This window comes from Thermoanaerobacter sp. CM-CNRG TB177, assembly GCF_018588165.1.
GTDB classification, from domain to species: Bacteria; Bacillota; Thermoanaerobacteria; order Thermoanaerobacterales; family Thermoanaerobacteraceae; genus Thermoanaerobacter; species Thermoanaerobacter thermocopriae.
In genome coordinates this window covers 107,718-120,555 of the sequence record NZ_JAFCAC010000060.1, presented here as the reverse complement: position 1 = coordinate 120,555, position 12,838 = coordinate 107,718, and the positions used below count along the sequence as shown (strand labels likewise).

Annotated in this window: 6 protein-coding genes and 3 pseudogenes; 2 read left to right on the top strand and 7 right to left on the bottom strand. The window is 34.9% G+C overall.

Annotation, left to right across the window (positions count from 1 at the left end; all coding sequences use genetic code 11):
• Positions 1-59: 59 nt before the first annotated feature.
• Positions 60-1,790, top strand: coding sequence for a S8 family serine peptidase (locus tag I4N53_RS07055; protein WP_004397100.1), 1,731 nt, complete (start codon positions 60-62; stop codon positions 1,788-1,790).
• A gap of 39 nt (positions 1,791-1,829) precedes the next feature.
• Here the strand turns inward: I4N53_RS07055 and I4N53_RS07050 are convergent, their stop codons facing one another.
• From I4N53_RS07050 to I4N53_RS07030, 5 genes and pseudogenes are all read right to left on the bottom strand, one after another.
• Positions 1,830-4,172, bottom strand: coding sequence for a glycoside hydrolase family 65 protein (locus I4N53_RS07050; RefSeq protein ID WP_214495926.1), 2,343 nt, complete (start codon positions 4,170-4,172; stop codon positions 1,830-1,832).
• A gap of 78 nt (positions 4,173-4,250) precedes the next feature.
• A pseudogene (locus I4N53_RS12665) lies at positions 4,251-5,494 on the bottom strand (ABC transporter substrate-binding protein).
• A gap of 70 nt (positions 5,495-5,564) precedes the next feature.
• On the bottom strand, positions 5,565-6,395 hold the full coding sequence (locus tag I4N53_RS07040) for a carbohydrate ABC transporter permease (RefSeq protein ID WP_003866989.1): 831 nt from the start codon (positions 6,393-6,395) through the stop codon (positions 5,565-5,567).
• Positions 6,395-7,252: a carbohydrate ABC transporter permease gene (locus I4N53_RS07035; RefSeq protein WP_214495925.1), complete on the bottom strand. Its 858-nt coding sequence runs from the start codon at positions 7,250-7,252 to the stop codon at positions 6,395-6,397. The genes I4N53_RS07040 and I4N53_RS07035 overlap by 1 nt, the downstream gene beginning before the upstream one ends.
• 95 nt (positions 7,253-7,347) lie before the next feature.
• Positions 7,348-8,052: pseudogene (locus I4N53_RS07030) on the bottom strand (substrate-binding domain-containing protein); the annotation flags it as partial.
• Positions 8,053-8,142: 90 nt separating this feature from the next.
• On the opposite strand from I4N53_RS07030, the gene I4N53_RS07025 reads away from it, so the two are divergent.
• Positions 8,143-9,564 carry an ISLre2-like element ISTet1 family transposase gene (locus tag I4N53_RS07025; RefSeq protein ID WP_003868886.1) on the top strand — a complete coding sequence of 474 codons (1,422 nt, stop codon included), beginning with the start codon at positions 8,143-8,145 and terminating at the stop codon, positions 9,562-9,564.
• Positions 9,565-9,646: 82 nt separating this feature from the next.
• On the opposite strand, the pseudogene I4N53_RS07020 reads toward I4N53_RS07025, so the two are convergent.
• Together I4N53_RS07020 and I4N53_RS07015 are read right to left on the bottom strand one after the other, a co-directional pair.
• Positions 9,647-9,964: pseudogene (locus tag I4N53_RS07020) on the bottom strand (LacI family DNA-binding transcriptional regulator); the annotation flags it as partial.
• A 129-nt stretch (positions 9,965-10,093) separates the two neighbouring features.
• Positions 10,094-12,604 (bottom strand): cation-translocating P-type ATPase, encoded by a 2,511-nt coding sequence (locus tag I4N53_RS07015; protein ID WP_028991532.1) that lies wholly within the window; start codon positions 12,602-12,604, stop codon positions 10,094-10,096.
• Between the last annotated feature and the right edge of the window lie 234 nt (positions 12,605-12,838).

Sequence of the window (12,838 nt, the reverse complement as noted above, 5' to 3'; positions counted from 1 at the left end):
GACTAGAAGGGCTGACTTAAATTTTAAAAAATATTAAATTTTTAAGGAGGTAAGAAAAAATGAAGAGCCGACAAACATTAAAAGCTTTACTGGCTTTTGTGTTAATTGTAGCTTTAATGTCGCTAAGTGGAGTATTAGTCCAAGCTCAGCCCAACTTAACAAACTTATCTGGCGACTCTCCAACAAAAAATTACTCGCCTCAAATTCAAAAAGTTTTGATGCAAGATTCTAATAAAAACAAAATCTTTGATAACTTGGAAGCAAAGCTTACTGATAAGCCTGACAGTGCGGAATTCCCTGTCATAATAACCTTCAACAAAAACATAGATGATAACGAACTATTAAATATTTCTAAATCCATTGGAAAGTTTAATATAAAGCATAAATACAAAATTATTCCAGGAGTTGCTGCTACTTTAACTAAAGGACAAATAAACGCTTTGTCAAAATTAGATATAGTAAAGCAAATTGAGTATGACGAGCCTGTATATGCGACATTAGATACTGCAACAAAATGGTTTGGCGTTACAAAAGCGAGAAGTGACTTTGGCGTAACTGGAGACAAAGATGGTAATCCTTCCTCTTACTCCAAGAATGATATAGTAATAGCAGTTATTGATACAGGTATTGATGGATCCCATGTTGACCTTGCTGGTGGCAAAATAATAGGATGGCAAGATTTTGTAAACGGTAAAACTACCCCTTACGATGATAATGGACATGGAACTCATGTAGCAAGCATTGCGGCAGGCACTGGGACAGGGAACAGCCTTTATACAGGTGTTGCTCCTGGTGCAGCTTTGGTAGGAATAAAAGTACTCGATTCAAATGGAAGCGGAAGTATGAGCACTGTAACTGCAGGGATTGACTGGGCTGTTCAAAACAAAGACGTATATGGAATTAAAGTCATAAATTTAAGCCTCGGAACTTCTACAAGTTCTGATGGAACTGACTCTACCTCATTAGCAGTAAACAGCGCCGTAGATAGCGGAATTGTAGTAGTAGTTGCAGCTGGAAATTCAGGCCCTGCAAGGTACACCATAGGATCACCTGGTGCAGCAGAAAAAGCCATAACCGTTGCAGCAATGGCGGATGTAGGAGAACTTGGATTCAACCTTGCAAGCTTCTCCAGCCGTGGTCCCACAGCTGACGGAAGGATAAAACCTGACATTGCAGCACCCGGATACAATATAACTGCCGCAAAAGCAAACTCTATAAATGGTTATGTGACATACAGTGGCACAAGCATGGCAACACCTTTTGTAGCAGGTACAGTAGCCCTTATGCTCAATGCAAATATAAGCCTTGCACCACTTGATGTAAAAAATATAATAATGACTACTGCAAAAAGTTGGGGTCCTCCAAGCAAAAACATTGACTATGGTGTAGGAAGATTGGATGCATATGAAGCAATTAAAACAGCTGGAAATTTCACAGGAACTAATATATCTGTGCCAAACCACTATTATGCTAAAGATTCACTCCCTGGGTCTCGTTACAGTGACATTTGGACATTTAACGTGACAGACACATCATATCCTATTGCAATAACTTTCATAATACCTGATTGGGCAAACTATAACCCTGATTTCGATATATACCTCTATGACCCAACTGGTACTCTTGTTAAAAGTTCAACTGGAACACAAAGGCAGGAAACAATAACATATATTCCGACACAAACGGGAACCTATTATATCAAAGTATATTCATATAGAGGCAGTGGAAATTATTACTTTGATTTAAGTACGGGCGGCGGTTCACTCACCCTTTCAAATAACGATATATAAAAATTAAAGAAGTATGGTGCCGATTGGCTCCATACTTCTTTAATTTTTGCGACTTTCTACTTTATTTTCTCCTTTTTCAAGTAAAATTTTTTCGTCAAAGCAGTAGATTTCTATAGGCTCTCCTTCTAATAGTGCAAACACAACACTTTCTTTGGTTAATTTGACATTTATTTTTCTACCTTTGTATCTCACATTAAAAGAGAGCAAATTCCATTCTTTTGGCAATCTCGGCTCAAAATGCAGTTCATTTGTATAAACCCTCATTCCACCAAAACCATTCACAACTGCGCTCCATGTTCCCGCCATAGAAGCAGCATGAATTCCGTCCTTAACATTGTCATTGTAGTCGTCCAAATCCATTCTTGCAGTCATCATAAAGTATTTATAAGCTTTGTCAGTATATCCTATTTCATTGGCTAGTATGCTAAATATAGCTGGCGACAAGGAGGAGTCGTGAGTGGTAATAGGTTCATAATAATCGTAATTCTTTTTAAGTTCATCTTTAGTAAATTTTTCTCTCTGTAAAAACATCAAAAGCAACACATCAGGCTGTTTACATATTTGATATCTGTAAATATTTAGGTAATGCCAGTGCAACAAAAGTGGAAATTGATCTTGTGGTATTTCATCCACTGTTATCCTTTCTTTATACAAAAAGCTGTCATCCTGTGGTATAATATCAAGTTCTTTTGAATAAGGAAGGTACATATTGTCAGCAGCTTTTTTCCACGCAGCAATTTCTTCATCCTTTAGATTTAGTTTAGAAGCGACTTTTTGATATTTTTGAGGCACTTCTTTTTTCATTTTGTTTGCAATGTCATAGGCATATTCCAAATTCATTTTCGCCATATAATTGGTATAAGCGTTATTGTCAACTAATGCCGTATACTCATCCGGACCAGTGACACAGTTTATGCAGAATTTATTGCCCTTAAGAGGTATATACGCTCCTAAATCTTCCCAAAATCTTGCAGTTTCAAATAATATTTCACAACCGTAGTCATAAAGAAAATCCACGTCATTCGTCGCTTCTACATATCTTTTCAAAGCATAAACTATATCAGCATTTATGTGATACTGTGCCGTACCAGCTGGAAAGTAAGCAGAACATTCAGGACCATCTATCGTTCTCCAAGGATACAAAGCTCCTTTGTGACCTAATTCCTTTGCCCTGGATCTTGCTGCATCCAAAAGATTATACCTGTACATTACCAAAGCTTTTGCAATTTCAGGCTTTGTATAAAGAAAGAAAGGCATTATATAGATATCAGAATCCCAAAAATAATGGCCTTCATAACCTTCTCCAGTCAGCCCTTTTGCTGCAATATTTGTCTTTCCATCTCTTCCGACAGATTGAAGTAGATGAAATTCATTAAAGCGTATGCCTTGCTGCAGAGCTTTATCTCCTTCTATGATTACATCAGCATCTTTCCAAAAAGAATTCAAAAATTCTTCCTGCTCTTTTTCTATCGTTTCAAAGCCGTCATTTTTGGCTTTTTCTATTTCTTCTAAAGCAAGAGCAACCAATTTATTTTCATCAAAATCCTTTGAAGTGTAATAGGAAATAAATTTATTCAAAGTGTATGAGGTGCCTTTTTCAGCCTCTAGATCTACAATTACTTTTACTCCATCTTCTTCTAAACTATTTGAGACTTCATATTTGCTATCTCCCACTAATACATTGTCTATCGCGCAAGCATAGGAGAAATTGCTCTTTTGTGTCTTTTGAACAATCCACCCTTTTAAACCCTCTACACTTTTATCTATAGTCTTTAAAACCTTTCCTTTTAAATTTGACCCTACTCTTACATCTTCACTCTCACTTATATTTGAAATATTTCCGTCAATAGCAGAAACAAATCTAATTTTTCCGCTAAAATTTACAGGTTCTGCAGTAAAAGAAATTGCCGCTAAATGTTGCCTAGTAAGTGATACAATTCTCTTTATTCTTACCTCTAAAACTTTTCCTGTGGGGGATTCCCATTTTACTTTTCTTTCTACAAACCCCTTCTTCATGTCAAGCACTCTCTCATAAAAGAGGATTTTCCCTTGTAACAAATCAAACTCTTCCCCATCTACATACAATTTTATTATTTTACTATCAGCCACATTTAACATCGTCTGCCCTATTTTTGCAAAACCATATCCCCCTTCAGGGTATGTTATATCGTGTATTTCATAAAACCCATTGATATACGTCCCATTAAAAGAAGTATTTTTAGGCCCTGAATATCCTTCTTCAAAAGTTCCTCTCATTCCAATATATCCATTTGCTAAAGCAAAAATAGTTTCATTTCTGTAGTTAGTGTCTATGCTAAACTGCGTCTCTCTTATAACCCAATCTTCAAAAGGGTAAATTGGTTTCTTCGTTTTGTTGGCCATATCCATCCTCCACTCTTAGTTTAATTCAAAATTTTGGTCGGAAACAAAGTCGTTTCCGACCAAAATCAATTTAAACATTTACTTGCTTTCTGCAGCTTTTTTAGCTTCTTCTATCATGTTGTGATACTTATCAAGAGTAGGTTTAATAGGTTTATTTTCAAAGATTATCTCTCTTAGTGCTCCATTTATAGCCTTGTCTACATCAGCCCAGTATACAAGGTTTGGCCTTGGTTCTGCATGTTTTAATGCCTCATTTATAGCTTCAAAATATGGTTTTTGCCATTCTTCAACCTTTCCATAAGCATCACTTCTCATGGATGGCCATCCTAATTTAGTGACAAGTTTCTCTTGAACTTCTTTACTCATAAGGTATTCCATAAACTTTATAGCCATCTCTTTATTAGGTGCACCAGCTGGTATTCCTATAACTTCTCCTCCCAAAACGTGGGACTCTTTAACCGGACCTGTCCATCCGTGATATGCCAAAATGTTCTTTTTTCCATACTGCTCTACAAGAACGTTTGCAGTGTACGGCCAATTTTGAACCAAATATACGCTCTCTTTTGCAAGATATTCTACAGGTGTATTCCAGTCAGCTTTCTTTGAGCAGGAGAGAGATATGGCTGTATTTCTTTCAAGAAAGTAAATGCTTTTATTGAACCCTCATCATTCAATACTGTTGGGTCACCACCAGCAGACCTTATAAGGTCAAACATGTGGACTGTGCTGTCAGGCCCTAAATTTTCTTTAATTATGACTCTACCTATGCCCTCTTTTTCTTTAAAAGTCTTTGCAACCTGTAAAAGCTCATCCCAATTTGTAGGTAGTTTTAAACCGTATTCTTTGAATTTATCTTCGTTGTAGAAAGCTATTTCTACATTTGGTCTATACGGCATAAAGTACAACTTTCCATCAAACTCTCCTACTGGCACAAGACTTGGTATTACTTCCTTTGGTATCATGTCTCTATACTGAGACAAATCTTCCACAAGCCCTTTTGCAACAAGTGGAGCAAGTTGCATGTTATCTTGTGTGATAATGTCTATATCCATCGCATTTGCTTTGTGCATAGCATCTAATTTTTTAATAAGGTCTCCTGCTTCGATTTGAAGAGGTTCAATTTTTACACCATACTTTTGCTCAAATGGTGGGAAAATATCTTCTTTCATCACTTTCCATTCTGCTTCTCCAAGTCCCATTGAAACTTTCAAAACTTTTTTCCTCGCTTCTGATTGGGTCTTGCTGCCACAGCCTGCAATAACAGTACCTAGAAGCGAGATAATGATTAAAACTGCTATTAACTTAGTGTAAAACTTCTTCATAGCTTAATAAAACCTCCTTAAAATTTAATTTTTATATATACAGTATCCGAAAAACTCGGATACGTATATACTAACCTTTTACAGCCCCTGCAAGATATCCACTTTTCATGTATTTTTGCAAGAAGAATGTCACAAGCATTACTGGAATAGTGAGTACTGCCGCATATGTGGCAGAATCAAAAATTCCTCCTCTTTGGACGTAATAGTAGGTTTGAAGAGGTAAAGTCCTATCTGAAATAGTCAAGTAAAGAGCATAAGTAAATTCATTCCATGAATTTAGCCACACAAATATAGCAGTAACAGCTATACCAGGAAGTGCAATCGGCATTATAATCCTCATCAATGCCGTCAATTTACTTGTTCCATCTACCAGTGCAGCTTCCTCTAAGTCCTTTGGTATTGTCTCAAAAGTTCCAACCAATATCCATGCTGCAAAAGGTAAATTTACAATGAGGTGTGCCATAACTAATCCTAAATAAGTATCCATCAAATTTAATTTTATGAATTGTACCGCTATCGGAAGAGCAATACCTACATCAGGAAACATTCTTGTAAAAAACAGTGATAATACTACTGCATATTTTATTTTCGATGGCATCCTCGCTATAACATAAGCCGCTGGAGCAGCTATTATAATTGCAATGATAGTAGTCATTGTTGCCACTACAAAACTCTTTTTAAAAGGAGGCCATATATTCCCTGAAGTAAATACGTTTTTCCAATGGTCCAAAGTAAAACGAGTGATGAAAAAATCTGGATGAGGCTTCAATATATCACTTGGCACTGCAAAGGAAGTCATAAAAAGTATATATACTGGTATAACCATCAATATTGCCGCTATTATAGCTATTGGAATATAAGCTGTATTTGAAATCTTTTCGCTAATATCTATTTTTCTCATCATCTTTCCTCCTTAGTACCAGCTATTTTTAAGTAGCTCACTATAAATACTGCTATTATTAGGAGCAATATTGTAGATGCTGCCGCAGATGTATAGGCATTTGCATAATTATTATACTCATCATACGCAAAGGTAGAAATAACAGGAGTAGCACGGCCTGCAAGAACAAGTACAAGTTCAAATATTCTAAAAGCGTCTATCGCCCTTAAAATCAAGGCCATCGTTATAGAGGGCTTTAGAAGTGGCAATGTCACATACCTAAAAGTCTGCCATGTAGTTGCCCCATCAATGTTAGAAGCTTCATAAACTTCATCTGGTATACTTTCAAGACCAGCCAAAAGCAAAAGTATGACCATCGGAGTAACTTTCCACATATCCGCTACAGAAACCATAAGTAATGTCTTAAAACCACCGCTCGCCCAATCCACAGGAAGTTCAATAATGCGAAGTTTTTGCAAAAAAGCATTAAAATAGCCATTTAATCCGAAAATATAAGTCATTGCAACACCCGACACAAGAGTAGGTACTCCCATTGGCACCAACATCAAAGACCTCAAAAGTCCTTTTCCTCTAAAATTTCTCTTTAAAATAAGTGCAATAACAAGGCCCGCAGTCATCTCCAAAGTTAAGCTTATAAACGTAAGAGCTATGGTATTGAAAAAAGCCTGTTTAAATTCTGTTTTCCCTATAATCTCTTTGTAATTTGCCAATGTGAATGCTTTAGTATACTGGTCTTGAAAACTTAAAGTAATAGTTTGAATAATAGGGTATACTGTAAATCCAAGAATATACAATAGTAATGGTAAAATCATGGCAATTTCAAGTTTGTATTTCTTTACAAAGTTTACATAAGACATACCATATTCCCCTTTCTTAAGCTTAAAATCTTCACTGCGCTTCGCTTTTCATGTTAAAACTGTAAGCGCTTACAATTTAAAAAATAAAACAAAGATTATTCTTTTGGAAATTTACAAGAATTTCTTACTACAATTTTGTGCTCTAAAATTGTCTGATACTCATCAATATTTTCCCCATTTAACATTTTTATAAGCATTCTCGCTGCAACAGCCCCTATTTCGTACATAGGCTGTGATACAGTAGTAAGAGAAGGCCTTGTCGCTTCTGCCAAGTCAATATTATCAAATCCCATTACTGATACATCTTCAGGACATGAAAGCCCACTGTCAAACACCGCATTTATTGCTCCCATTGCCATAATATCACTTATTGCAAATATAGCAGTAGGTCTCATCTCGCCTTTTAACATTTCCATCGCCGCATTATATCCACCTTTATACTTAAAATTTGCTTCTTTAATAAATTTATCATAAATTGGTAATCCATTGTCAATAAGAGCTTGTTTATATCCCCTTAACCTATCCACACTATCTATGGTTTCCTTCATCTCGTCCAAAGGACCATGAATAATTCCAATCTTTTTGTGACCTAATGATATCAAATATTTCACTGCATCATAAGCCGCCTTAAAATTATCAATTCCTACATATGGCACATCAAACTTTGTTGTTCTTCCTGCAAGTACTACTTTTATATTGCCATTTTCAAAGATTTCATAATGCTCTTTTGAAAAATAGTCACAGTGAAATATTATTCCGTCAACCCACCGATTTTTTAGCATTTCTATATATTGAAATTCTCATAGTGTAAAATTATCGTAGGATTTTTAGATGATAAAAAACAAGAGACAACCCGTGTGATAAAATAGATTGTGGAAAACCAAAAAAACATGAAAGGGGTGTCTCTTGTGAAGAAAATTAAGTTTGAAGATATTATACTACAAAATGCATGTAATTACATCAATAATGTGATAGAAATTTTTAAAAAGTTATTAGAAGAAGGGATGGATATAAGAGAACTTTCATTAAAAGTTAGAGAAATGGTAGACAAATTAGGTATAGAAACAATGGTAGCAATTATAGAAGAATTAGATAAGATAATAAAAGAAGACAAGAGAAGGAAAGAGAAATGGGTAGTAGAAAGGGAAGATGAAAAGACTTTAATAACGACAGTAGGAGAAATAAAATATAAAAGGACATATTACAAATCAAAAGAAGATGGGAGATACACCTACTTAACAGATGACGCATTAGGGATAGGTAGGCATGAGAGGATAGAAGAAGGAGTAAAAGTAAAGATAGTAGAAAAAGCGACAGAAGAATCCTATGAAAAAAGCAGTAAAGAAGCAAGCCCAGTAGAATTAAGTAGACAGACAGTATTAAATGCAATAAGAGAGATAGGAGAAGTAGAAATAAAAAAAGAAGTAGAAGAAAAGAAAGAAATAAAAGTATTATACATAGAAGCAGATGAAGACCACGTATCCTTACAAGACGGGGGAAAAGAAATGCCACGACTTGTATACATACATGAAGGCAAAGAGACAAAGAACGGTAGGTCTGAGCTAAAGAATGTCCATTACAAAGCATATGTAGGACAAAAGCCAGAAGACATATGGATAGACGTAGCAAATTACATAAATGACAATTACAAAGAAGAAAAAATAGAGAAGATATACATAGCAGGTGATGGAGCAAGATGGATAAAAGAAGGGATAGAGTGGATACCACAATCAAGATTTGTATTAGACAGGTATCATTTAAACAAATACATACTCATGGCAACATCGAAAGAGCCAAGATATAGAGATAGGATATGGAGAGCAATAAATGAAGGGAATGAAAAAGAATTAAAAGAAGCATTTAATGAACTATCAAAAATAGCACAAACAGAGCAAGAGAAGAAGAAAATAAGGGAAGTAAAGAAATACATATTAAACAACTGGGAAGGGATAAAAATATACAAAGAAGATGAGGATGCAATAGGGTGCAGTGCAGAAGGGCATATAAGCCATGTATTTTCAGACAGGTTAAGCAGGAACCCATTAGGATGGAGTAGAGAAGGATTAAAGCTAATGGCGAAATTAAGAGTATTTAAGAAAAATGGAGGCAATTTAAGAGAAGTAGAATGGCGTAAAAAGCGCAAAAACAACAATGAAGGTTATAAATTAACAAAGAAGCAAATAAAAGAGGCAGTAAAGAGAGCTAAAACGTATACAAAAGAACAAATAAACAATATTACAGTATTAAACATGGGCAAAGTAACACCAATATATAGAATTTTAAAAGCAATAAAATATGAAAGAGTGATATAAAAAACACATAATAATGGAAACCTTGATTTAAGCAATTTCAGGGGTTGTCTTTATAAAAATATCCTACAGTATCTTGACACTATCGAAATTCTTTTTCTCTTTTATTGTCTGCATTGCACAAAGTAATATTGTATTTATAAATATTGCAGACATCTTCAATACCTCTTACTACTTCTGCATAGTAAGGGTTTGATATATCAGGCACAATTAGCCCTATAGTATTTGTCTTCTTCATCGCTAGACTTCTGGCTGGCATACTAGGTTTGTACCCTAGCTCTTCTGCCGCTTTTAAAACTTTTTGCCTAGCTTTTTCACTTACTAAAGGACTATTATTAAAAACTCTCGAAACAGTTGCAATGGAAACCCCTGCTAATTTTGCTACATCGTCTATTGTTGCCATTTTGACACCCTTTTCTTAATTTACTGTAACCGCTTACAGTTATATTATATTACGATTCTTTTAAAAATGCAAGAGTTTTTATAAAAACAAACTTTGCCATTATGTAACTAAAGGCAAAGTCTGTTTGTTTTATATCTGTTTTAAACTAAGCTTATTCTTATTATAAAGTTTAACGAATTCCCACCATGCCGTTGACAAAAAGGCAATAATAGCTGCCTTCAAAAAGTTAAATAGATTTAAAGGAGTGGTCTTTACAATATCATTCAAAGAAGGTATATATAAAATTGCCAGCAAACCTAAAAATACCCCTATGTTGACATACCAAACTGCCTTGTCTTTCTGCTTAAACATTACTTTAAACATATTGTCCGTCTCCGACCCGTTTATATATACCAAAAGTAGATTTGCCAATACTATTACCGTCAAGGAAAAACTACGTCCCATATTTTGGGAAAAGCCATTATTATTCATATACAAATATGATATAAATGTAGCAGTAAAAATTGCAACACCTTGCAATATAGATTTAACTCCTAAATTCACTGAAATTAATGGCTCATTTTGGTGTCTTGGACTTCTTTTCATTATTTTATCTTCTGCTGGTTGACGCTCAAACACTATTGAACAAGTCGGATCGATAATTAACTCTAACAACACCACATGTACTGGAAGCAAAAGTAGCGGCAAGTGCAAAAGCGGGGTTAATACTGCTGTCAATGCTATAGGTATATGGATAGCTATTATATACCCAAATGCTTTTTTTATGTTATCATAAATCCTACGGCCGTCTCTTATAGTGTCAACAATGGTAGTGAAATTATCGTCAAGTAAAACCATGTCCGCAGCATCTTTTGCAACGCCTGTTCCTCTCTTGCCCATAGCAATGCCAATATCGGCATATTTTAACGCCGGGGCATCGTTGACGCCGTCGCCTGTCATCGCAACTACTTCGCCATTTTCCTTGAGTGCTTTAACTATACGCATTTTATGCCTTGGAGTTACACGAGCAAAAATATTGGTTTTTTTAACTCTATTCCTGAGATCTTCCTCCGATATTTTATCCAATTCTTGTCCTGTAATTACATTATTATAGTTTTTTATACCAATTTCTTTTGCTATTGCTTGAGCAGTAACGCCATTATCTCCGGTAATTAATACAATCCTTATACCGGCTTCATTACAAATGTCAATCGCATCAGGGACAGCTTCCTTTGGAGGATCAGCTAAACCTATTAATCCAATCAGATCCATCTTAGTTTCAGTAATGTTCGTGGGTATGATGCTCATATTATCGTTTTTTGCCACAGCTATAACTCTATAACCATTTGATGCCATTTTAAATTGGCGGTCCTTAATGTCAATTAGTTCTTTATCATCTAAATGACATAACGGAAGTATAGACTCTGGCGAACCTTTAGCAGTAAGTACAAGTTTACCGTCAATTTCCCACACGTGTCCCATCATCTTTAAGTCTGAACTAAAAGGATATTCATGTATTAGTTTTTTTGAATAAATACTTTTAACATCCAATCCATTTTTTTCTCCATATTCTTTAATAGCTTTTTCCATGGGATCATATGATTCCTCTTCACAGGCTAAAACCGCATAATTTATTAGTTCCCTCTCATCATGATCGTTAAAAACGTAAGTGTCACGGACTTCCATCTGATTTTTCGTCAAGGTTCCAGTCTTGTCCACGCATAAAACAGATATAGCTCCAAGGGTTTCTATCGCTGGAATTCTTCTTATTAATGAATTCCTTTTTGCAAGGCGCCACGCCCCCATAGCAAGAAAAACAGTTAAAACAACAGGAAATTCTTCAGGTATCATAGCCATAGTAATAGTAATACCAGAAAGTATTCCATCTATGAGATTTTTTTGATGAATAAATGTTACTAAAAATACTACTACAAATAAACAAATGCTTATATACAAGCTTATTATAATTAATTTTCTGGTTTGCTTTTCTAAAGGCGTAGGGTACTCTGGAGCAGAATTAACATCCACACCTATTTTACCATATTCTGTATTAAGCCCTATAGCTGTAACTTTAACAATAGCTGTTCCACTTATAACCGTTGTCCCAGCATAACAATAATTTTTCTTCCAATATTCGTTATTTTCCTCTGGTGTAATCTCGACTTTTTTCCAACATATTTCTGATTCACCAGTAAGTGCAGATTCATCCATGCCAAGGTCATGCATTTCAATAATTTGCCCATCGGCAGGTACTTTATCGCCTTCCTCAAGAAGCATAAGATCGCCGACAGTTAATTCACGGCTGTCTATAGTTGTTAAATGGCCATTTCTAATAACTTTTACCTTGGGAGAAGTTAGATCTTTTAGTAGATTTAATGTTCTATCTGTTTTCCATTCCTGAAAGAAACTTATGCCCGTAACAAACATTACAAAAATCAACATTATAATGCCATCTCTATATTCACCTAATAGAAAATAAATGAGTGCTGTACCAAAGAGTAGTAGAATCATTGGTTCTTTAAATATAGTTAAAATTCTGCTGAGTAATGTATTTCTCTTTTGTGGTACAAGGTCGTTTTTGCCATATTTTAATTGTAATTTTGCTACTTCTTCATCAGAAAGACCAGTATAATCACCTTTAAAACCATTTATTTTTGCCATTATTTTCCCTCCTAAAAATGTTTAAGTAGTATTTACTATCTCCAGTGAAACAAAAAAGGATAATTTTAAACTTTTTTATTTCAATTGAGAATAAAGCAATTATAGTATATTATATGCTTTAATATAAAAATATGCAATAACTTTTTTATGACGAAATCGCAGAGAAATAGAAGGCAAGCCAAGTGACGTATACGCCTTAGGTAATCAAAAAATATTTTTTATTTGCAATTGTGG